The organism is Micromonospora sp. NPDC051300 (genome assembly GCF_044455315.1).
In the GTDB taxonomy this organism is placed as follows: domain Bacteria; phylum Actinomycetota; class Actinomycetes; order Mycobacteriales; family Micromonosporaceae; genus Micromonospora; species Micromonospora robiginosa.
This window is the reverse complement of the sequence record NZ_JBITEP010000028.1, coordinates 1-21,718: the sequence shown is the minus strand read 5'-3', so window position 1 is coordinate 21,718 and position 21,718 is coordinate 1. Positions and strand designations below refer to the sequence as shown.

Sequence of the window (21,718 nt, the reverse complement as noted above, 5' to 3'; positions counted from 1 at the left end):
GTTGCGGAGTCGACCAGACTGCCCCCGTCCCTGACGAGCGGGCGGTCGCGAAGCGGAGCGCCCGCTCCCACCCGAGTCGCCGTCCAGGCGGCCGGGTCCGGTCCCCGGTTTCGGGCACGTCCCGAGCCCGGATGCGCGATCCTGTGATCGTGCCGACCGGTCGAGTGGGCCCTGGCATATGCCGGGGCCTTCTGCTTTCCGGGTCGGCTCCCGCCCGGGAGCCCACGGAGTCGGCACCGTAGGACACTCGACTCGAGGAGGCCACATCAGCGTCGAACCACGCGTGAACGAGCAGATCCGGGCACGTGAGGTCCGACTGGTCGGCCCTGAGGGTGAGCAGGTGGGCATCGTCCCGCTGGAGCGCGCCCTGCAGCTGGCCGCGGACGTCGACCTGGACCTGGTCGAGGTTGCGCCGATGGCGCGCCCGCCGGTGTGCAAGCTCATGGACTTCGGCAAGTTCAAGTACGAGAGCGCACTCAAGGCGCGCGAAGCGCGGCGTAACCAGCAGCAGACCGTCATCAAGGAGATGAAGCTCCGGCCGAAGATCGACCCGCACGACTACGAGACCAAGAAGGGTCACGTGGTGCGGTTCCTCAAGGCGGGCGACAAGGTCAAGGTGACGATCATGTTCCGCGGTCGCGAGCAGAGCCGCCCGGAGCTGGGTTACCGGCTCCTGCGCCGGCTCGAGTCCGAGATCACGGACCTGGGATACGTCGAGGCCGCTCCGAAGCAGGACGGTCGAAACATGATCATGGTTCTCGCTCCGCACCGGGCCGTCAAGGCCTCCGCGGTCGCCGCCACGGCGTCGCGCGGTGGTCCTCGGGACCGTGCCGCGGAGGAGCCCGGAGCCGCGGCGGGTGGCGAGGCCCCGGCGGCCGGCGAGACCGCAGCAGCCGGTGAGACCGGCCCGACCGCTGACACCAGCGGCCAGTAACAGGGAGAGACGTTCCACATGCCGAAGATGAAGAGCCACACGGGTATGGGCAAGCGGGTCAAGGTGACCGGCAAGGGCAAGATCGTTGCCCAGCAGGCCGGCCTCCGCCACAACCTGGAGAAGAAGCCCTCCACCCAGACCCGGCGGCTGACCGGCACGGTCGAGCTGGCCAAGGCCGACACCAAGCGCATCAAGAAGCTGCTCGGCCGCTGACGCGAGCCACCTGAACCGAAGAAGGAGTTGAGATGGCACGCGTCAAGCGGGCTGTTAACGCCCAGAAGAAGCGTCGTACCCTGCTGGAGACCGCGAGCGGTTACCGCGGTCAGCGCTCCCGGCTCTACCGCAAGGCCAAGGAGCAGGTGCTGCACTCGATGCAGTACGCCTACCGGGACCGTCGCGACCGCAAGGGCGACTTCCGGCAGCTCTGGATCCAGCGGATCAATGCCGGGGCCCGGGCCAACGGCATGACCTACAACCGGCTGATCCAGGGCCTGCGCCTGGCCGGCATCGAGGTCGACCGCAAGATCCTGGCCGACCTGGCCGTCAACGACGCCGCCGCGTTCGCGGCGATCGTCGAGCTGGCCCGCGCCGCCGTGGCGGCCGAGGGCACCGGTGGCGCCGCGGCCCAGGCCGCCTGACCACCCGTACGGCACAGATCGAGGCGTCTCCCATGCAGTCACCGTCGCAGGGGAGGCGCCTCGACGCCGTTCCCGGCCCGTTCACCGCGCGTACCCCGAGGGTGGTGGCGGCCCGCCGGCTGCACCGCCGGCGCGACCGTGAGCAGGCCGGCCGGTTCCTGGCCGAGGGGCCGCAGGCGGTCCGCGAGGCGCTCGCCCGCGACGGCACGGTGGTCGAGCTGTTCGGCACCCCGGCCGCGCTGGACCGGTACGCCGACCTCGCCGCCACCGCCGCCCGCGCCGACGTGCCGGTCTCCGAGATCACCGACGACGCCCTGGCGGCGCTCACCGAGACGGTGGCCCCGCAGGGCCTGGTGGCGGTCTGCCGGCACCTCGACGTACCCCTGGCCGACGCCCTGGCGCGCGGGCCGCGCCTGGTCGCGGTGCTCGCCGGGATCCGCGACCCGGGCAACGCCGGGACCGTGCTGCGCACCGCCGACGCGGCCGGCGCGGGCGCGGTGGTCCTCGCCGGCGAGGCCGTCGACCCCTACAACGGCAAGTGCGTGCGCGCCTCCGCCGGCAGCCTGTTCCACGTCGACGTGGTCCGCGCCGACGACCCGGTCCGGGTGGTCGAGACGCTGCGGGCCGCCGGGCTGGCGGTGCTGGCCACCACCGGGTACGGCGACAGCGACCTGGACGACCTCGCCGACGCCGGCCGGCTCGCCGCCCCCACCGCCTGGCTGTTCGGCTCGGAGGCGCACGGCCTGCCGGACGAGCTGACCGCCGCCGCCGACGCCCGGGTCCGGGTGCCGCTGCACGGGCGCGCCGAGAGCCTGAACCTGGCTGCGGCGGCGGCCGTCTGCCTGTATTCTTCCGCCAGAGCACTGCGCCGATCCACGACGACGCAGCACACAGCAGGGGAGTCCGCCTCGTGATGAACGCGCCACGGCGTTCGTTTAGCCAGCCCGCCGGTGTCGGCGGGCGGCAGGCCTGACCCTTCCTCCCTGCACGACTCCCACCGGCGGGCTGCGGCGAAGCCGCGCGTCCGTAGACTCGCCTGGCCGCCCTGTGGAAGGGCCGGCGCCGCCGTGAGGGAGTGCCCGTTCACCATGAGCTACCGCAACGATCCGTACGACCCGAAGCAGGTCGCCCTGCTCGACCCGGACGCCCTGGCCGCGGCCGTGGCCGACGCCGAGAAGGCGTTCGCCGCCGCCGCCGACCCGGACGCGCTGAGCGCGCTGCGCCCGGCCCACCTGGGGGACCGCTCTCCGGTGGCGCTGGCCCGCCGGGAGATCGGCGCGTTGCCGCCGGCCGCGAAGTCCGACGCCGGCAAGCGGGTCAACGAGGCCCGCCGTGCCGTCGAAGCCGCGTACGCCGCCCGGCAGGAGATCCTGGACCGGGAGCGGGCCGAGCGGGTGCTGGTCGAGGAGCGGGTCGACGTGACCCTGCCGTTCGACCGCCGGCCGCGCGGCGCCCGTCACCCGCTGACCGTGCTGATGGAGCAGATCAGCGACCTGTTCGTCGGCATGGGCTACGAGGTGGCCGAGGGTCCCGAGGTCGAGCTGGAGTGGACCAACTTCGACGCGCTGAACATCCCGGCCGACCACCCGGCGCGAGGGCTGATGGACACGTTCCACATCGCCCCCGAGGGCAGCGGCCTGGTGCTGCGCACCCACACCTCGCCGGTGCAGGCGCGCACCATGCTCACCCGCACGCCGCCGATCTACGTGGTGGTGCCCGGCCGGGTCTACCGCACCGACGAGTTGGACGCCACCCACGCGCCGGTCTTCCACCAGGTCGAGGGCCTGGTGGTGGACCGGGGCATCACCATGGCGCACCTGCGCGGCACGCTCGACCACTTCGCCCGGGCCATGTTCGGCGAGGGCGCGAAGACCCGCTGGCGGCCGCACTACTTCCCGTTCACCGAGCCGTCGGCGGAGTTCGACGTCTGGTTCCCGGAGCACCGGGACGGGCCGCAGTGGGTCGAGTGGGGCGGCTGCGGCATGGTCAACCCGCGGGTGCTGCGCGCCTGCGGCATCGACCCGGAGGTCTACTCCGGATTCGCGTTCGGCATGGGCATCGACCGGACCGTGATGGTCCGGCACGGGGTCAGCGACATGCGGGACATGGCCGAGGGCGACGTGCGGTTCACCCGCGCGTTCGGCGCCTGACGAGTTACGGAGACGGTGGTACAGGAGTCATGCGAGTTTCTGTCAGTTGGTTGCGGGAGTACGTGGACCTCCCGGCCGACCTGCCCACCGGCGACCTGGAGCAGGCGCTGGTCGACCTCGGCATCGAGGTCGAGTCGATCGTGGACCTGCGGGCGACGGTCACCGGCCCGCTCGTCGTCGGCGAGGTCCTGGACATCGAGGAGCTGACCGGCTTCAAGAAGCCGATCCGCTTCTGCCGGGTGGACGTGGGCGCCGCGAACGGCACCGGCGAGCCGCAGGAGATCGTCTGCGGGGCGCGCAACTTCGCCCCGGGCGACAAGGTCGTGGTGATCCTGCCCGGCGGTGTGCTGCCCGGCGACTTCGCCATCGGCGCGCGCAAGACGTACGGGCGCAACTCCCACGGGATGATCTGCTCGGCCAAGGAGTTGGGCCTGGGCGACGACCACTCGGGCATCATCGTGCTGCCCGCGGACGTCAAGGCCCAGCCCGGCGACGACGCGCGCCCGATCGTCGGCCTGGACGACGTGGTGGTCGAGATGGAGATCACCCCGGACCGCGGGTACGCGCTCAGCGTCCGCGGCATCGCCCGGGAGCTGTCGCACGCGCTCGGCGTGCCGTTCCGCGACCCGGCCGACGCGCCGGCCACCGGCGGCACCGCCGAGCCGGCGTACCCGGTCGAGGTGCGCGACCCGGTCGGCTGCGACCGGTTCGCCGCCCGGATGGTGCGCGGCGTCGACCCGACGGTGGAGACGCCCGGGTGGATGCGGCAGCGGCTCACCGCGGCCGGCGTGCGCAGCATCTCGCTGCCTGTCGACATCACCAACTACCTGATGCTCGAACTCGGCCAGCCGATGCACGCCTTCGACGCCGACCGGATCGCCGGGCCGCTGGTGGTGCGTCGCGCCGAACCGGGCGAGAAGCTGACCACGCTCGACGGGGTGAGCCGCAGCCTCGTCGCCGAGGACATGGTCATCTGCGACGAGACGGGGCCGATCTCGCTGGCCGCGGTGATGGGCGGCGAGACCAGCGAGGTGCTCGCCTCCACCACGAACGTGCTCTTCGAGGCCGCGCACTGGGACCCGGCGATGGTCGGCCGCACCGCGCGGCGGCACAAGCTGTTCAGCGAGGCCGCGAAGCGCTGGGAGCGGGGCGTCGACCCGGCCCTGCCGCTCGTCGCCTTGGAGAAGGCGGTCCGGCTGCTCACCGACCTGGCCGGCGGCACGGCCGGCGCCGAGGTGCTCGACCTCGACCACGTCCGCCCGTTCCCGCCGGTGACGCTGCCGGCGGACCTGCCGGCGCGGCGGGTCGGCGTGTCGTACTCGGCGGACCGGGTGGCGGAGCTGCTGGAGCAGGTCGGCTGCACGGTCACCCGGGGCGGCGACCGGCTCGGCGAGGACCCCGGCGCGACCGGGGTGGCCGCCGAGGGCGCCGGCGAGGTGCTGACCGTGACGCCGCCGAGCTGGCGGCCCGACCTGACCGACCCGGCCGACCTGGTGGAGGAGGTGGTCCGCCTCGACGGGTACGACCGGGTGCCGTCGGTGCTGCCCACCGCGCGCCCCGGCCGGGGCCTCACCGCCGCCCAGCAGCGTCGCCGCGCGGTGGCCCGCTCGCTCGCCGAGCGCGGCTGGGTCGAGGTGCTGTCCCAGCCGTTCGTCGCGCCGGAGCTGGTCGACCAGCTCGGCCTGCCGGCCGACGACCCGCGCCGGGCCGCGGTGCGGGTGGCCAACCCGCTGTCCGAGGAGGAGCCGCTGCTGCGCACCACGCTGCTCGGCCCGCTGCTCGGCGTCGTCAGGCGCAACGTCGGGCGGGGCCAGCGGGACGTGGCGGTCTACGAGATCGGCGCGGTCTTCCACCCGCGTCCGGGGGCCGGCTCGCCGCCGGCCATGGGCGTGGACCGGCGGCCCACCGACGAGGAGTTCGCCGCCGCCGACGCGGTGGTGCCGGCGCAGCCGCGGCACGTCGCGGTGGCGGTGTGCGGCGAGATCGAGCCGGCCGGCTGGTGGGGCGCGGGTCGCCCGGCCGGCTGGGCGGACGCGGTCGAGGCGGGTCGGGCGGTGCTCGACGCGGCAGGCATCCCCGCCGACCGGGTCACCGTCCGGGCCGGTGAGCGTGCTCCCTGGCACCCGGGGCGGTGCGCCGAGCTGCTTGTCGACGACACCGTCGTCGGGCACGCCGGCGAGCTGCACCCGGCCGTGGTGGCGACGCTGGAGCTGCCCCGCCGCACCAGCGTCATGGAGCTGGACCTGGACGCGCTGCCCGCCGCGCCGCTGGCGGCCGGTCCGGCGATCTCCACGTTCCCGCCGGCGCTGATCGACGTGGCGCTCGTCGTGGACGAGGCGGTGCCGGCGGCCGAGGTGCGGGCGGCGCTTGTCGAGGGCGCGGGCGCGCTGCTGGAGGACGTCCGGCTGTTCGACGTCTACGCCTCCGAGCAGCTCGGCGCCGGGCGGAAGTCGTTGGCGTACAAGCTGACGTTCCGCGCCCCGGACCGGACGCTCGCCGGCGAGGAGGCGGTGGCCGCCCGCGACGCCGCGGTGGCGCTCGCCGCCCAGCGCTTCGGCGCCACCCTCCGCGGCGCCTGAGGTGTAAGGAAGGGCCCCCGCTTAACGCTTTCGGCATAGGCGGGGGCCCCTCTTAACGCCACGATGGCTGACCGGTCACTCCTCGTCGGCCGGCATCTCACCGAGACCCCGCAGACGATGCAGGTCCCGCACCGTGATCCGCCGGTAGTCGGTGTCCACGAGCCGTTCGGTGCGCAGATCTCGCAGGGTCTTCTGGATCGACGTCTCCGCCGCGCCGCAGATCGTGGCCAGCTCGGGCTGGGTCAGGCGGACGTCGATGACCACCCCGTCCGGGCTACGCCGGCCGTGCGTACGGCACAGCTCGGCGATCACCCGGGCCACTCGGATCTTCACCGGGTACGAGGTGAAGTCGATACGCCGGCGGTTCGACCAGCGCAGTCGGTCCGCGACCATCGCCGCGAGTTCGAGCGCGGATTCGGGATGCTCCTTGAGGAACTGCGTGAACCGATCCCTGCTGATGACGCTGTACCGCGTCGGGCCGCAGGTGGTGACCGTCGCGGAGCGGGGCTGATCGTTGAGCGCGGACATCTCACCGACGAGATCACCGCCTACCCGCAGCGAGAGCAGCGCCGATCGGCCGTCGGGCAGGCTGGCCGTCACCTTGGTCAGCCCCGCCTCCAGGAGCACCAGGTGTGACTCCCGGACGCCCTCGTGGATGAGGATCTGGCCGGCCGCCACCTGACGTCGAACACCCAGATCGAGGACGAGCTCACGGGCGCCCGGGCCGAGCCGTTGCAGGAAGGTGCCGTACGGCCACCGGGCTTCCCGCGGTGCATCTCGTCGCATCGACAACCCCACTTTCGCCCGCCAGCGAAGATTGTCGAAGCGTAGCCGAAGTCGAGCGGAGCGCGACGCTCGGCGCAACAGGGCGGCTGCACTGGAATAGAGCACCATCAGGGCCAGCACCTGCGCCGGGTGCCAACCCGAGGCGATGAGCAGTTCGCTGACGACTTCGACCATGTCCTCAGTGCACACCGGCTCGCGACGGCGGATACCCGACGAAGGCGGGAAGCCTGGTTCTGGACAGCCCGGCGGATGCCGTACTTCTACGGGGTGCGGTCCCAGTGATCCCGCTTCGATGTCTCCTGTGGTCCCGCCGACATGGGCGGGCGGGTGACGAAGGGCGAGACACGGATGCGCCATCCCGAGCGACGATTGTTGATCAGTGTGGACATGGAGCGGTACAGCCGCCGTGGCAACCTCCAGCAGTACGAGGCGCAGCAGGATTTCCGGCGGCTCCTGCACGAGGCGGCCGCCCTGGTCGGGTTGGACCGGACCCAGTGGCGCACCCAGCAGGCGGGCGACGGGGAACTGGCGATCCTCCCCCGGGAGGTGCCCGAGGCGCGGATCATCGGCCGGTTCGTCCCCGAACTCAACCGGCGGCTGCGGAGGTACAACGACAGTCGTGTGGCGGCGGCGCGCATCCGTCTGCGGGTGGCCGTCCACGAGGGCCTCGTACATCTCGACGGTGCGAACGGCTTTCCGGGTTCCGCCGTGGTGTTCGTCAGCCGGCTCTGCGACGCGCAGCCGGTCAGGCGCGCGCTGGCCGCCTTCCCGGATGCGGGCGTCGCCCTCGTCGTTTCCGACGGCATCTATCGGGACGTCGTCTGCGAGTATCCGGAGGAGATGCGGCCCGAGCGGTTCCGCCGGGTCCTGGTCAGCCAGCCGGACAAGGGTTTCGAGGCGGCCGCTTGGCTCCACGTTGTCGACGAGGACATGTCGTCGTTGCCGCGGGAGGACGCCGGCCCGGCCGATTCGGTACATCCGGCGGGCGGCGTCGAGAGTGCGCCGACCGGTCGTCCGAACCCCTCGCCGGGTTCCGGCGATGCCGGCATCCGCATCGGCAGCCTCCAGGTACGTGGTCAGAACGCGGTCGGCACGAACGCCACCGCGATCGGCTCGGTCGGCCGGGACGTCGCGGCCGGCCGGGACGGTGGTGATCGGTGAACGACTCCGCGACGCATGACGCCTCGGTCTTGCCGGTCGCTCCCGACGCGGCCGAAGAGGCCGCGCTCGACGCCGCTGACGAGGCAGCCGGCGGCGTGGGGCCGGCAGCCGTCCCGGAGGGGGAGGAACCGCAGGAGGACGATCCGCCGCTCGACCCGGGCGACATCCTCGGCCGGCTCTCCGCGTTGCTCGGCCCGCCCGCCGGTATCGAGATCGGGGACGTCCGCGTCCGCGGGCAGAACGCGACCGGGACCGGCGCCACCGCTATCGGCGCCGTGCACGTCACCATGGCCGGCGCCGAGGGAGGTCGGACCTGGTCGGAGATACTCGGCGGTGCCGCTGTCCGGCAGTCCGCCGACGGCTACGCGCCGGCGTCGAGCGATCAGCACCTCGATCGACGGCTCAAGCAGTTGGAACTGGTTTGTCTGTCCGGCCCGGAAGGCACTGGGCGTTACACCGCGGCGTGCCTGGCCGCCGCCAGGCGGCACGGCTACGACCGGGTGGGCCTGATCAACGTGGAGAGCCCCGGTGACCTGATCCGGGTGGTCGGCACGCTGCGTTCCGGGCACGGCTACGTCCTGCCGCTCGACGACGCGGCGGTGCTGGAACTGGACGGCATGACCCTGGTCGGCGCGGCGTCCCGGGCGGGGGCGGTCGGTTGCACGGTGGTGCTCGTCGGTGACTTTCGGCCGCGCGGCCGCGAGTTCACCGATCAGATCGTCGAACACCGGCCGCCGGCGGCGGTGGACGTCTTCCGGGCGCAACTGCGTCGCGGGTTGCGCGGGCGGTGCGTGGGCCGGTGCGGGAACGACTGCGTCGGCGCCTGCGTGGACCGCTACGTCGAGGACGAGTGCGTCGGACACCCACTATTGATCGGCTATCTGGGCGGCGACCCGCGCCCGGGCGAGGTGGTGCGCGTGGTGGAGTTGATCGCCCGCAACCCGGTGGACGGCGCCGACCTCACCCAGCGGTTGGAGCGTCAACTGCCTCGACAGGTGTGGGAGCGGGCGGCTCGGATCCTGGACTGCGCCGACGGTCAGGGCACGCGGGACGGCTGGGCCGCCGACGAGCGCCGCGCGTTCCGGTTGTCCTGCGCGGTGCTGGCTGGTCAGCCGGTGACGGAAATCCAGCATGCCGCACGACTGTTGACCCGGCCCGGAGTGGACGACCCATGGCACGCGCCGCCACCCGCCCGCAGTTCGGCGCTCGACGAGTTGATGGGGCCGGAGCTACGGCAGGCCGTCCTGGTGGTCGACGACGGCCGGATCGGCGGTGGTCGGCGGGTCGAGTTCATCCCCGCCAACGACGCCCTGCGGTCCAGTCTGCTGGAGGTCGCCTGGCAGGACTGGTGGCTACCGGAGGTGCTTCTCGGGTGGTGGGTCGAGCTCGCCCGCAGCCACGTGCCGGGAGTCCGGCAGGCGGCGGCGGGCGCGATCGGATGGTCGGCGGGATACTCGGTACGGACCGCCCTGGACGCCGTGGACCAGTTGGCTCGGGAGCGGCGTGCCGGCGTACGCCAGACGGCGGCGATCGCTCTGGTCGCCATGGCGATGCAACCGCCGTTGCGGCAGCGGATCCGCGTCGAGGTGGACCGGTGGGCCGATAGCGGCGCCGCGCACCGTCGGGACACGGTGGCCCGGGCGTACGCGCTGGGCCTCGCTCGCCTGTGGCCCGAGGCTGCCCTGCGTCACCTGCGACAGGTGGCCGAGGCGCGGATGCAGCGTTGGCAGAACTCGGTGGTTCGTGGCCTGGTCGAGGTGTACGACGCCGGGCACGCGTCGGGGGTGTTGGCCACACTTGCGGAGTGGTCCGTCTCGACCGATCCAGAGGTGCGCCTGCACGCCGGGCGAGCGCTACGGACACTTGCCGACCGGTGGTCGCCGGCTCCCCGCGAACACTGGCCCGAACTCCTGGACCTGGCGCGCGGCGGTGCCGTCGAACTGCGTGACCTGTCCACCGCCTGGGCCGCCGCGCTCGCGGTCCCCGGGACCGCGTTCCGCGCCTGGCGGACGCTCGGGTTCTGGCTCAACCGCGCTGACGGACATCCCGAGGTGGCGGCGTACTACCTGGAACTGCTCGCGGCGGTGGTACGCGGCCGCCAACCACTCCGGCGACGCCTGGACCACCAGCTCCGGCACGTCTGGCGACCTCTGCTGCCCGGTAACGCCCTACTCGACGATGTCCGACGACTCACCGATGAGGATCAGAGATGAGCACCCAACCGGCACCGCCTTCGCGCACCCCTGCCTCCGTTCCCGGCCAGCCGGAGCGTCGCTGGTGGCACGCGGTCTTCCCGCCGGCCTCCTCGGTGGCCGCCCCGGGGGTGCCGTCCTCCACCGTGTCGTTCCGTCACGACGTACCGCAGCCCCTGCTGGTGCCGGCGAAGGGCGACGCCTTCGACTTCCGCCTGCACGCCGTCTACGTCTGGACGGCGCACCAGATGACGTTGGAAGAGCTGCGGTTCCGCGCCGAGGGCTACCTGACCTGGGCCGGCGGCATCCTTCGGGAGCAGACGGTCGAGTTGGCGCGGCGGCACGAGCCGCATCGATCCCAGGAGCTGGAGCAGGCCCTGAACGCGCACCTGTCGGGCCAGCGTTGGCCACGTCAGGGGAGGGCGCCTTCCTTCACGGTGCAGGTGCGGGTCAGCCCGGACGAACGGGTACGGGAGCGGCTGCGGCCGTACTGGGAGGACCGGATCAAGTTGGAGTGCGACCACGAGCTGCAGAAGATCAGGGCGCGTCAGGCCGACGATCTGACCCGCCGATGGTGTGCGGTGTTGCAGAACCTCGAGAACGACCCGGTGACGGCGCATGCCGCTCAGTTGACGGGTGAACAGTTCGCCGACGTGTTCCGACGCTACGTCGCGGAGCGCCGGGAGACCGTGCCGGAGCTGGTGGAGTTGCTTCGTGAGGCGGTCCGTGGACACAACGACCTGAACATGGGGCCCTCGGAGTACACCCAGGCGTGGGACGCGGCCCTGCGCACCTACGAGCGCGAGCACGGGCTCGTCGAGCGCGGCTGACCGCTGCGGGAACACCCTTCCCGCGCACGTTGCGGGAAGGGCCCGCGCGCGCCCTACCGCCGCAGCTTCATACGGAGCATTGCATGAACTTGCAGTATTGGTGCCGAAACTGCTAGCCTTCTGCATAGTCATGCGGAGGTAGGTATGGGCATTCGGGTAGCGGTGGCCGGGGCGAGCGGTTACGCCGGCGGGGAACTGCTGCGCCTGCTCGCCGGCCACCCCGAGTTCGACCTCGTGGCCGCCACCGCGCACAGCCAGGCCGGTCAGCCCGTCGCCGCCGTACACCCTCAGCTCACCGGCCTGGACCTGGTGCTCGGGGCGACCGAACCGGCGGCCCTGGCCGACGCGGACCTGATCTTCCTGGCCCTGCCGCACGGCCAGTCGGCGGCCCTCGCCGCCGCCCTGCCCGACGGTGCCCTGGTGGTCGACCTCGGCGCCGACCACCGGCTGCGCGACGCCGACGCGTGGGCGCGCTACTACGGCGGCGCGCACGCCGGCGCCTGGACCTACGGGCTGCCCGAGCTGCCCGGGGGGCGGGACGAGATCGCGGCCGCCCGGCGGGTGGCCAGCACCGGTTGCTACGCGGCCGCCACCACGCTGGCGCTGGCCCCGCTGGTCGCCGCCGGCGCGGTACGCCCCGACGACGTGGTGGTGGTCGCCGCCTCCGGCACCTCCGGCGCGGGCCGGGCCGCCAAGGCCCACCTGCTCGGCAGCGAGGTGATGGGCGATCTGACCCCCTACAAGGTGGGCGCGCACCAGCACGTACCGGAGATCAAGCAGGCCACCGGCGCGACCGGCCTGTCGTTCACGCCGGTGCTCGCCCCGATGCCACGCGGGATCCTCGCCACCGTCACCGCGGTGCCGACCGGCGACGCCGACCCCCGGGCGGTGCTGGCCGCCGCCTACGCCGACGCGCCCTTCGTGCACCTGCTGCCGGAGGGGGCCTGGCCGCACACCGCCGCGACCGCCGGCTCGAACTCCTGCCACCTCCAGGCGACGGTGGACGTCGACTCGGGGCGGGTGATCGTGGTCAGCGCTCTGGACAACCTGGGCAAGGGCGCGGCCGGTCAGGCCGTGCAGAACGCCAACCTGATGGTCGGTCTCCCCGAGACCACCGGACTGTCCGTCTACGGAGTAGCCCCATGAGTGTCACCACCCCCCGTGGCTTCCGGGCCGCCGGTGTCGCGGCCGGCCTGAAGACCTCCGGCGCCGCCGACGTGGCCCTCGTGGTCAACGACGGCCCGGACGCCGGTGTCGCCGGTGTCTTCACCGCCAACCGGGTGAAGGCCGCCCCGGTGCTCTGGACCCAGCAGGTCGTCCACGGCGGCGTGGTCCGCGCCGTGGTGCTCAACTCCGGCGGCGCGAACGCGTGCACCGGCCCGGCCGGCTTCCAGGACACCCACGCGACCGCCGAGCACACCGCCGCCGCGCTCACCGCCGGCAGCGCCCGGCTGATCGTCGGCGCCGGCGAGGTCGCGGTCTGCTCGACCGGACTGATCGGCGAGCGGCTGCCGATGCCGAAGCTGCTGCCGGGCGTCCGGGACGCGGTGCGCCGGCTGTCCCGCGACGGCGGGCCGCCCGCCGCCGAGGCGATCATGACCACCGACACCCGGCCGAAGACCACTGTGGCCCGGGGCAGCGGCTGGACGGTCGGCGGGATGGCCAAGGGCGCCGGCATGCTCGCGCCGGCCATGGCCACCATGCTCTGCGTGCTCACCACCGACGCGGTGGCCGGGCCGGACGCGTTGGACGCGGCGCTGCGTGCCGCCACCCGGGTCACCTTCGACCGGGTCGACTCCGACGGGTGCATGTCCACCAACGACACGGTGTTGCTGCTGGCCAGCGGCGCCTCCGGCATCGCGCCGACCGACGCGGAGCTGACCGCCGCGGTCACCGCCGCCTGCGACGACCTGGCCCAGCAGCTTCTCGCCGACGCGGAGGGCGCGACCAAGCAGATCGCCATCGAGGTGGTCGGCGCGGCCGGCGAGGACGACGCGGTCGAGGTGGGTCGCGCGGTGGCCCGCAACAACCTGGTCAAGACCGCGCTGTTCGGCAACGACCCGAACTGGGGCCGGATCCTCGCCGCCGTCGGCACCACCGCCGCCGCGTTCGAGCCGGACGACGTCGACGTCGCGGTCAACGGCATCTGGGTGTGCCGGTCCGGGGCCGCCGCCGAGGACCGCGCCAAGGTGGACCTCACCGGCCGGGCCGTCACCATCCGGATCGACCTGCACGCCGGCGCCGACGCCGCGACCATCTGGACCAACGACCTGTCGCACGCGTACGTCCACGAGAACTCGGCCTACTCCACATGAACGCTGACCTCACCCGGGCCCAGGCCAAGGCCGCCACGCTGATCGAGGCGCTGCCCTGGCTGGCGCGCTTCGCCGGCGCCACCGTCGTGGTCAAGTACGGCGGCAACGCGATGGTCGACGACGCGCTGCGGCGGGCCTTCGCCGCGGACATGGTCTTCCTCCGGTACGCCGGCCTCAAGCCGGTCGTGGTGCACGGCGGCGGCCCGCAGATCTCCGCCATGCTGGGCCGGCTCGGCATCGCCAGCGAGTTCCGCGGCGGCCTGCGGGTCACCACTCCCGAGGCGATGGACGTGGTCCGGATGGTCCTCGTGGGGCAGGTCGGCCGGGAACTGGTCGGACTGATCAACGCGCACGGCCCGTTCGCGGTGGGGCTCTCCGGCGAGGACGCCGGCCTGTTCACCGCGGTCCGCCGCCCGGCGTACGTGGACGGGGAACCGGTCGACGTGGGGCAGGTCGGGGACGTGGAGTCGGTGAACGCCTCGGCGGTCACCGACCTGATCGCGGCCGGCCGGATCCCGGTCGTGTCCACCGTCGCGCCGGACGCCGACGGGGTGCTGCACAACCTCAACGCGGACACCGCCGCCGCCGCGCTCGCGGTCGCCCTTCAGGCCCGCAAGCTGGTCGTGCTCACCGACGTGCCGGGCCTCTACGCCGACTGGCCGGACACGTCCAGCCTGGTCAGCGAGATCGTCGCGGACGACCTGGCGAAGCTGCTGCCGTCGTTGGAGTCGGGCATGGTCCCGAAGATGGAGGCGTGCCTGCGGGCGGTGCGTGGGGGAGTGCCCGCCGCGCACGTCGTCGACGGCCGGGTCGCCCACTCCACGCTGCTCGAGGTGTTCACGTCGGAAGGGTTCGGCACGATGGTCGTGAGCGCGAGGAGCGAGCTTGCGAGCCCCGCAGTCGCGAACAGGGAAGGCACGGTCGGTTCATGAGCACGCTGCTGCGGCGCTGGAGCGCCACCATGATGGACAACTACGGCACACCGCCGCTGGCGCTCGTCGCGGGCAGCGGCGCCGTCGTGGTCGACGACACCGGCCGGGAGTACGTGGACCTGCTCGGCGGCATCGCCGTCAACGCGCTCGGGCACGCCCACCCGGCCGTGGTGGCGGCCGTGTCGAAGCAGGTCGCCACGCTCGGGCACGTGTCGAACCTGTTCGTCGCCGAGCCGCCTGTCGCGCTCGCCGAGCTGCTGCTGGCGCTGGCCGGCCGGCCCGGCCGGGTCTTCTTCGCCAACTCCGGCGCGGAGGCCAACGAGGCCGCGTTCAAACTCTCCCGGCTCACCGGGCGCCGCCACGTGGTGGCCGCCCGGGGCGGGTTCCACGGCCGGACCATGGGCGCGCTGGCGCTCACCGGCCAGCCGGCCAAGGCCGACCCGTTCCGTCCGCTGCCCGGCGACGTCACCCACGTGCCCTTCGGTGACGCGGACGCGCTCGCCGACGCGGTCACCGACGACACCGCCATGGTGATCGTCGAGCCGATCCAGGGCGAGAACGGCGTGGTCGTCCCGCCGCCCGGCTACCTCACCGCGGCCCGGCGGATCACCGCCGCGCACGGCGCGCTGCTGGTGCTCGACGAGGTGCAGACCGGCGTCGGGCGCACCGGGCACTGGTTCGCCCACCAGGCCGAGGGCGTCGAGCCGGACGTGGCCACCCTGGCCAAGGGGCTCGGCGGCGGCCTGCCGCTCGGCGCCTGCCTGGCCTTCGGCCGCGCCGCGGACCTGCTCACCCCCGGTTCGCACGGCACCACGTTCGGCGGCAACCCGGTCAGTTGCGCCGCCGCGCTCGCGGTGGTCGCCACGATCGCCAACGAGGGTCTGCTCGACCACGTCAAGCGCGTCGGCGAGCGGCTGCGACGCGGCGTGGAGGCGCTCGGGCACCCGCTGGTGCGCGAGGTGCGCGGCGCCGGCCTGCTGCTCGGCGTCGTGCTGGCCGGGCCGGTGTCCGGCGCGGTGACGTCCGCGCTGCGGGAGGCGGGCTTCCTGGTCAACCCGGTGCAGCCGGACGTGGTCCGGCTGGCCCCGCCGCTGATCCTCACCGCGGCGCAGGTCGACGCGTTCCTCGCCGCCCTGCCCGCCGCCCTCGACCGCGCGCCCGGCGACAGCGGCGGGCCCGCCGCGCCGGCGCCCACCCCCGCGAGCCGCACGGAGGCCCCCGCATGATCCGTCACTTCCTGCGCGACGACGACCTCAGCCCCGCCGAGCAGGCCGCCGTGCTCGACCTGGCCGCCCGGATGAAGGCCGACCGGTACGCGCACCGGCCGCTCGCCGGACCCCGCTCGGTGGCGGTGCTGTTCGACAAGCAGAGCCTGCGCACCCGGATCTCGTTCGACGCCGGCATCGCCGAGCTGGGCGGCCACCCGCTGGTGGTGGACACCCAGGTCACCCACTTCGGTCGGGGGGAGACGCTCGGCGACGCCGGGCGGGTGCTGTCGCGCTACGTGGCCGCGATCGTGCTGCGCACCCACGGCGACGACCGGATCGCCGAGGTGGCCGAGCACGCGACAGTGCCGGTGGTCAACGCGCTCACCGACACCTACCACCCCTGCCAGTTGCTGGCCGACCTGCTCACCGTGCGGGAGCGGTTCGGCGCTACCGCCGGGCGGATCCTCGCGTACGTCGGCGACGCGGCGAACAACATGGCCCACTCGTACCTGCTGGCCGGCGCGACCGCCGGGATGCACGTGCGGGTCGCCGGCCCGGCCGGGTTCGGCCCGGACCCGGCGATCGTGGCCCGGGCGGCGAAGATCGCCGCCGGCACCGGCGGCTCGGTCGACGCGCTCACCGACCCGGTCGAGGCGGTACGCGGGGCGCACGTCGTCGCCACCGACACCTGGACGTCGATGGGCCAGGAGGAGGACGGGCTGGACCGGATCACCCCGTTCCGCCCCTACCAGGTGAGCGACGCGCTGCTGGGGCACGCCGCGGCCGACGCGATCGTGCTGCACTGCCTGCCCGCGCACCGGGGCGAGGAGATCACCAGCGAGGTGCTGGACGGTCCGCGCAGCGCGGTGTTCGACCAGGCGGAGAATCGCCTGCACGCCCAGAAGGCGCTGCTGACTTTTCTCCTGGAGGCCTCCTCATGACCGCCCCGCTGACCCGCGCCGCGCGGCACGCCCGCATCGTCGAGCTGATCCGCGACACCGCCATCCACTCGCAGACCGAGCTGGCCGACCTGCTCGCCGGCGACGGCATCCAGGTCACCCAGGCCACGCTCTCGCGGGACCTCAAGGAACTGGGGGCGGTGACCGCGCGCGGCGGCGACGGGCGCGGCGTCTACCTGATCCCGGAGGACGGCCACCGGCCGCTGCGCGACGCCGAGGGGGCGCCCGCCCGGCTGGTCCGGCTGCTGCACGAGCTGCTCAACGGCGTCGACTCCAGCGGCAACATCGCGGTGCTGCGGACCCCGCCGGGCGCGGCGCACTACCTGGCCAGCGCGTTGGACCGGGCCGGTCTGTCCGAGATCGTCGGCACCATCGCCGGCGACGACACCATCCTCGTCGTCGCCCGTGAGGCCGACGGCGGCGCCGCGTTGGGGGACCGGCTCGCCGGGTGGGCCCGCCGGGGCGAGCACGTCGAAGGGAACAGCACACCATGAGCGAACGGGTCGTCCTGGCGTACTCCGGGGGTCTGGACACCTCCGTCGCCATTCCCTACCTGGCCGAACGGACCGGCGCCGAGGTGATCGCGGTCGCGGTCGACGTCGGTCAGGGCGGCGAGGACATGGAGGTGATCCGGCGGCGCGCGCTGGACTGCGGCGCCGTCGAGTCCGAGGTGGTGGACGCGCGCGACGAGTTCGCCGCCGACTACTGCCTGCCGGCGATCCGGGCCAACGCGCTCTACATGGACCGCTACCCCCTGGTCTCGGCGCTGTCGCGGCCGCTGATCGTCACCCACCTGGTGGCCGCCGCGCGCCGGCACGGCGGCACGATCGTGTCGCACGGCTGCACCGGCAAGGGCAACGACCAGGTCCGCTTCGAGGTCGGCCTGAACGCGCTCGCGCCGGACCTGACGGTCGTCGCGCCGGCCCGCGACTTCGCCTGGACCCGGGACAAGGCGATCGCGTTCGCCGAGGAGAAGGGGCTGCCGATCGACGTGACGGCCCGGTCGCCCTACTCGGTCGACCAGAACCTGTGGGGCCGGGCGGTGGAGACCGGCTTCCTGGAGGACATCTGGACCGCGCCGGTCGAGGACCTCTACGCGTACACCGAGGACCCGGCGGAGCAGCGCGACGCCGACGAGCTGGTCCTCACGTTCGACGCCGGCGTGCCGGTCGCGATCGACGGCGAGACGGTCACCCCGTACGAGGCGGTCCGGGAGCTGAACCGGCGCGCCGGCGCGCAGGGCGTGGGCCGGCTCGACATGGTCGAGGACCGGCTGGTCGGCATCAAGAGCCGCGAGGTCTACGAGGCGCCCGGCGCGCTCGCCCTGATCACCGCGCACCGGGAGTTGGAGGCGGTGACGGTGGAGCGGGACCTCGCCCGGTTCAAGCGTGGCGTCGAGCAGCGCTGGGGCGAGCTGGTCTACGACGGTCTCTGGTTCAGCCCGCTGAAGCGTTCGCTGGACGCGTTCATCGACGACGCGCAGCGGCACGTCAGCGGCGAGGTGCGGCTGACCCTGCACGGCGGACGCGCGGTGGTGACCGGCCGGCGCTCCGAGGCCAGCCTCTACGACTTCGGGCTGGCCACCTACGACACCGGTGACACGTTCGACCAGACGATGGCGAAGGGTTTCGTGCAGCTCTGGGGCCTGCCCAGCACGATCGCCGCGGCACGCGACGCCCGGTGGACGGGGGTGCGGTCGTGACCAGCACAATGGGTGGGGTGGACGACAAGAGCCTGACCGAGAACAGCGCCGCCACCAACCGGACGAGTCTCTGGGGAGGCCGGTTCGCCGGCGGGCCCGCCGAGGCGCTCGCGCGGCTGTCGGTGAGCGTCCAGTTCGACTGGCGCCTCGCCCCGTACGACCTCGCCGGGTCCCGCGCGCACGCCCGGGTCCTCGCCGGCGCCGGCCTGCTCGACCCGGACGAGCTGGGCCGGATGCTGGCCGCGCTGGACGACCTGGAGGCCGCCTGCGCCTCCGGCACGTTCCGTCCGACGGTCGACGACGAGGACGTGCACACCGCCCTGGAGCGCGGCCTGCTGGAGCGGCTGGGCAGCCTGGGCGGCAAGCTGCGCGCCGGCCGGTCCCGCAACGACCAGGTCGCCACCGACCTGCGGCTCTACCTGCGCGACCACGCCCGGGGCGTGGCCGCCCGGCTGGTCGAGCTGGCCGAGGCGCTGGTGGAGCAGGCGGAGCGGCACGTGGACACCGCCGCGCCCGGCATGACGCACCTGCAGCACGCCCAACCGGTGACGTTCGGGCACTGGCTGCTGGCGCACGTGCAGCCGCTGCTGCGGGACCTGGAGCGGCTGCGCGACTGGGACGAGCGGACCGCGATCAGCCCGCTCGGCGCCGGCGCGCTGGCCGGCTCGGGCCTGCCGCTGGACCCGGTGGCGGTGGCCAAGGAGTTGGGCTTCCGCACCTCGTTCGCCAACTCGATGGACGCGGTGGCCGACCGGGACTTCGTCGCCGAGTTCCTCTTCGTCACCGCGCTGACCGGCGTGCACCTGTCCCGCCTCGGCGAGGAGGTGGTGCTCTGGACATCGCAGGAGTTCGGCTGGGTCGAGCTGGACGACTCGTTCGCCACCGGCTCGTCGATCATGCCGCAGAAGAAGAACGCGGACATCGCCGAGCTGGCCCGGGGCAAGTCCGGCCGGCTGGTCGGCGGGCTGATGAGCGTGCTCACCATGCTCAAGGGCCTGCCGATGACCTACGACCGGGACATGCAGGAGGACAAGGAGCCGGCGTTCGACGCGGTCGACACGCTGGAGCTGCTGCTGCCCGCGCTGGCCGGCATGATCTCCACGATGACGGTCCGGGTGGACCGGCTCGCGGCCACCGCGCCGTCGGGCTTCTCGCTGGCCACCGAGGTCGCCGACTGGTTGGTCCGGCGCAACGTGCCGTTCCGCGACGCGCACGAGATCACCGGCCGGCTGGTGGCGCTCTGCGCGGCCCGCGACTGCGCGCTGGACGAGGTGTCCGACGCCGACCTGGCCGCGGTGAGCGAGCACCTGGACCCGTCGGTGCGCGACGTGCTCTCGGTGCGCTCGGCGCTCGCCGCCCGCACCACTCCCGGCTCGACCGGGCCGGGGCCGGTCGCCGATCAGCTCGCCGCCGCGGCGGACAAGCTGGCCGGCTGGCGGGACTGGGCCGCCGAGCAGGTCGTACCCCGCTGATCCGCGCGCCCCGCGCGGTGGCCCGGCCGCCGCGCGGGGCTCAGGTCGTCGGCCGTTCCCGCCTGGGCAGCTTGGCCACCACCGCGTCGTACGACCCGTCGACCGCGTCGACCAGCTCGTCGTCGGGGATGCCGCCGGTCAGGCGCAACGTGTTCCAGCCGGACCGGCCGATGTAGGGAGACGGCCGGGCGTCGTCCGGGAACCGGTGCAGCCACTCGTCGGCCACCTCCCGCGACGGCCCGCACTTGACCCCGAGTCGCGCCTCGCCCGCCGGGGAGCCGAGGAACGCGAAGATCCGGCTGCCCACCTTCACCACCTCGTCGCCCTCTCACGGGCTGTCCAGCCAGGCGCCCGGCTTGGCCAGGCAGTAGGCCACCATCTCCTCGCGCGTCATCGCGTCCTCCCGTGCCGTCGTCGTCCGGCACAGTCTCGCCCGCGGCTGTGACAGCCCTCGGCTTCCCACCTCGGACGCCGGTGCCGGCAGATGCGGTCGCGTCGGCTCAGTCGCCGGTGCCGGTGCGGACGGTGAGGCGCTCGAAGCGCTGCCGGGCCGCCTGAGCGCTGCCCAGCCCCAGCCCGAAGGCGATCGCCTGCCAGGTCATGCCCCGGCCGCGGGCCACCTGCAGCAGCCCGGCCTCCAGCGCGTCCACCTCGGCCCGCACGTGCGGGATCAGGGTCAGCGCGGCCATCAGGTCGGCCTGGTCCACCGGCTCCTCGCCCGCGTCCAGCTCCGCCCCGCCGGCGAGCGCCATCACCAGCGTGGCCGCCTCGTAGGCGTCGGGCACGTCGGGGTGCGCGTAGCGCCGGCGGCGGGAGTTGGTGCCGGCGTGCCGCTCGGCGATCCGCAGCAGCGCCGCGTAGTTGCGGTGGGCCCGGGCCTGGGCAGCATCCGGAGCGGTGAACGGGTCGTTGTCCACGGTGACCATGCCGTAAATCAGACACCCAAGAACGGCATGTTGTCAACACCCCGTTGAAACTCATTCGTACGCCAAGGCCCCGGTTCTCCCGATAGAGACGCGCCAGACCGACACCGGGTTGCCACCCGCACGCCCGGCCCGGTCGATCAAGGAGTTCGCGTCGTCCGTGCCGCGCCCCTCACGCGAACTCCTCGATCGGCGGAGCGGGGCGCGGGGGGCGGATCAGCGCGGGGTGGGGCGGCGGCGAGGGCTGTGCCGGCGGTAGACGCTCACGCTCGGCTCGCCGGCCAGCCAGAACCGCCAGGGCAGGTCGTGCGCCGCGGCGACGCCGACCCGGGGGCCGGCGACGATCCGCGCCGGGTCCACCGGGTCCGCCGGCGGGGCCAGCCGCAGCGGGCCGGTCCCGTCGACAGCCGAGGTGCCGTTCGCGTCGCGATCGAGGCCGAGCGCGGTGACCAGCCGGGCCGGCCCCCGGGCCAGGTCCCGGTCCGAGGCGTGGGGGCGCCGCTCCCGGGCGGTCCCGATCCCGTCGACCACCTCGCCGGCGCGCAGCAGCACGGCCGCCGCCTCGCCGTCGCGACCGCAGACGATGTTCGCGCACCAGTGCATGCCGAACACGAAGTACACGTAGACGTGCCCGGCCGGCCCGAACATCACCCGGTTGCGCGGCGTCGGCCCGCGGTGGGCGTGCGACGCCGGATCCTCGCCGGCGCCGGCGTACGCCTCGACCTCGGTCAGCCGGATCCGCACGCCGTTCGCCGACACGATCCAGCCGAGCAGGGTCCGCGCGGTCGCCGCGACATCCGCGGCCGGCGCGTCGAGCCAGGGGTACGTCATGGCCGGCAAGGCTAGGGCCTGTCCTGTCGATCATGGAAGCCAGATGACAGCGGCGACGAGGACCAGGCTGGCTCGGTAGAGGGATGCCCGTTTGGCGTAGCGGGTG

21 protein-coding genes are annotated in these 21,718 nt (G+C 73.6%); 17 read left to right on the top strand and 4 right to left on the bottom strand.

All coding sequences use genetic code 11. The annotated features are described in order from the left end of the window. Nucleotides 1-283 precede the first annotated feature (283 nt). The 6 genes from infC (at nt 284) to pheT (ending at nt 6,301) form a co-directional block, all read left to right on the top strand. Entirely contained in the window at nt 284-934 is a 651-nt protein-coding gene (gene infC, locus ACIA5A_RS24935; protein WP_181567808.1) for a translation initiation factor IF-3, read from the top strand. Nucleotides 935-952: 18 nt separating this feature from the next. After that, entirely contained in the window at nt 953-1,147 is a 195-nt protein-coding gene (rpmI, locus tag ACIA5A_RS24930; RefSeq protein WP_007075851.1) for a 50S ribosomal protein L35, read from the top strand. A gap of 32 nt (nt 1,148-1,179) precedes the next feature. Further along, nucleotides 1,180-1,572 (top strand): 50S ribosomal protein L20, encoded by a 393-nt coding sequence (gene rplT / locus ACIA5A_RS24925; protein WP_030335718.1) that lies wholly within the window; start codon nt 1,180-1,182, stop codon nt 1,570-1,572. A 32-nt stretch (nt 1,573-1,604) separates the two neighbouring features. After that, the gene (locus tag ACIA5A_RS24920) at nt 1,605-2,486 is read left to right on the top strand and encodes a TrmH family RNA methyltransferase (protein WP_396766789.1); all 882 of its coding nucleotides are present in this window, start codon (nt 1,605-1,607) and stop codon (nt 2,484-2,486) included. A gap of 174 nt (nt 2,487-2,660) precedes the next feature. Beyond that, nucleotides 2,661-3,722, top strand: a complete 1,062-nt coding sequence (gene pheS / locus ACIA5A_RS24915; RefSeq protein WP_396766787.1) for a phenylalanine--tRNA ligase subunit alpha — start codon at nt 2,661-2,663, stop codon at nt 3,720-3,722. 29 nt (nt 3,723-3,751) lie between these two features. After that, nucleotides 3,752-6,301: a phenylalanine--tRNA ligase subunit beta gene (gene pheT / locus ACIA5A_RS24910; RefSeq protein ID WP_396766785.1), complete on the top strand. Its 2,550-nt coding sequence runs from the start codon at nt 3,752-3,754 to the stop codon at nt 6,299-6,301. 75 nt (nt 6,302-6,376) lie between these two features. Here pheT and ACIA5A_RS24905 read toward each other — a convergent pair whose 3' ends face one another. After that, nucleotides 6,377-7,207: a Crp/Fnr family transcriptional regulator gene (locus ACIA5A_RS24905; RefSeq protein ID WP_396766783.1), complete on the bottom strand. Its 831-nt coding sequence runs from the start codon at nt 7,205-7,207 to the stop codon at nt 6,377-6,379. Nucleotides 7,208-7,414: 207 nt separating this feature from the next. Here ACIA5A_RS24905 and ACIA5A_RS24900 point away from each other — a divergent pair, with 207 nt between their 5' ends. The 11 genes from ACIA5A_RS24900 to argH all read left to right on the top strand — a co-directional run bounded on the left by ACIA5A_RS24900 (nt 7,415) and on the right by argH (nt 19,858). After that, on the top strand, nt 7,415-8,248 hold the full coding sequence (locus ACIA5A_RS24900) for a hypothetical protein (RefSeq protein WP_396766781.1): 834 nt from the start codon (nt 7,415-7,417) through the stop codon (nt 8,246-8,248). Beyond that, nucleotides 8,245-10,461: a hypothetical protein gene (locus tag ACIA5A_RS24895; protein WP_396766779.1), complete on the top strand. Its 2,217-nt coding sequence runs from the start codon at nt 8,245-8,247 to the stop codon at nt 10,459-10,461. Before ACIA5A_RS24900 ends, ACIA5A_RS24895 begins: the two co-directional genes overlap by 4 nt. Beyond that, on the top strand, nt 10,458-11,270 hold the full coding sequence (locus ACIA5A_RS24890) for a hypothetical protein (protein WP_396766777.1): 813 nt from the start codon (nt 10,458-10,460) through the stop codon (nt 11,268-11,270). Before ACIA5A_RS24895 ends, ACIA5A_RS24890 begins: the two co-directional genes overlap by 4 nt. 144 nt (nt 11,271-11,414) lie before the next feature. Further along, nucleotides 11,415-12,416, top strand: a complete 1,002-nt coding sequence (gene argC / locus ACIA5A_RS24885) for an N-acetyl-gamma-glutamyl-phosphate reductase (RefSeq protein ID WP_396766775.1) — start codon at nt 11,415-11,417, stop codon at nt 12,414-12,416. Then, nucleotides 12,413-13,585: a bifunctional glutamate N-acetyltransferase/amino-acid acetyltransferase ArgJ gene (argJ, locus tag ACIA5A_RS24880; RefSeq protein ID WP_396766773.1), complete on the top strand. Its 1,173-nt coding sequence runs from the start codon at nt 12,413-12,415 to the stop codon at nt 13,583-13,585. Before argC ends, argJ begins: the two co-directional genes overlap by 4 nt. Then, nucleotides 13,582-14,517 (top strand): acetylglutamate kinase, encoded by a 936-nt coding sequence (argB, locus tag ACIA5A_RS24875; RefSeq protein ID WP_396766771.1) that lies wholly within the window; start codon nt 13,582-13,584, stop codon nt 14,515-14,517. The genes argJ and argB overlap by 4 nt, the downstream gene beginning before the upstream one ends. Further along, complete coding sequence (locus ACIA5A_RS24870; protein WP_396766769.1) at nt 14,514-15,743, top strand: acetylornithine transaminase; 1,230 nt, start codon at nt 14,514-14,516, stop codon at nt 15,741-15,743. Before argB ends, ACIA5A_RS24870 begins: the two co-directional genes overlap by 4 nt. Continuing rightward, nucleotides 15,740-16,666 carry an ornithine carbamoyltransferase gene (gene argF / locus ACIA5A_RS24865; RefSeq protein WP_396766767.1) on the top strand — a complete coding sequence of 309 codons (927 nt, stop codon included), beginning with the start codon at nt 15,740-15,742 and terminating at the stop codon, nt 16,664-16,666. The genes ACIA5A_RS24870 and argF overlap by 4 nt, the downstream gene beginning before the upstream one ends. Further along, the gene (locus ACIA5A_RS24860; RefSeq protein WP_396766765.1) at nt 16,663-17,178 is read left to right on the top strand and encodes an arginine repressor; all 516 of its coding nucleotides are present in this window, start codon (nt 16,663-16,665) and stop codon (nt 17,176-17,178) included. Before argF ends, ACIA5A_RS24860 begins: the two co-directional genes overlap by 4 nt. Beyond that, on the top strand, nt 17,175-18,386 hold the full coding sequence (locus ACIA5A_RS24855) for an argininosuccinate synthase (protein WP_396766764.1): 1,212 nt from the start codon (nt 17,175-17,177) through the stop codon (nt 18,384-18,386). Before ACIA5A_RS24860 ends, ACIA5A_RS24855 begins: the two co-directional genes overlap by 4 nt. Before the next feature lie 8 nt (nt 18,387-18,394). Continuing rightward, nucleotides 18,395-19,858, top strand: coding sequence for an argininosuccinate lyase (argH, locus tag ACIA5A_RS24850; protein WP_396766877.1), 1,464 nt, complete (start codon nt 18,395-18,397; stop codon nt 19,856-19,858). 40 nt (nt 19,859-19,898) lie between these two features. Here argH and ACIA5A_RS24845 read toward each other — a convergent pair whose 3' ends face one another. From ACIA5A_RS24845 to ACIA5A_RS24835, 3 genes are all read right to left on the bottom strand, one after another. Then, nucleotides 19,899-20,165, bottom strand: coding sequence for an MmcQ/YjbR family DNA-binding protein (locus ACIA5A_RS24845; protein ID WP_396766762.1), 267 nt, complete (start codon nt 20,163-20,165; stop codon nt 19,899-19,901). Nucleotides 20,166-20,358: 193 nt separating this feature from the next. After that, nucleotides 20,359-20,784 (bottom strand): DNA-binding protein, encoded by a 426-nt coding sequence (locus ACIA5A_RS24840; protein WP_396766760.1) that lies wholly within the window; start codon nt 20,782-20,784, stop codon nt 20,359-20,361. A gap of 213 nt (nt 20,785-20,997) precedes the next feature. Then, nucleotides 20,998-21,612 carry a DNA-3-methyladenine glycosylase gene (locus tag ACIA5A_RS24835; RefSeq protein ID WP_396766758.1) on the bottom strand — a complete coding sequence of 205 codons (615 nt, stop codon included), beginning with the start codon at nt 21,610-21,612 and terminating at the stop codon, nt 20,998-21,000. Between the last annotated feature and the right edge of the window lie 106 nt (nt 21,613-21,718).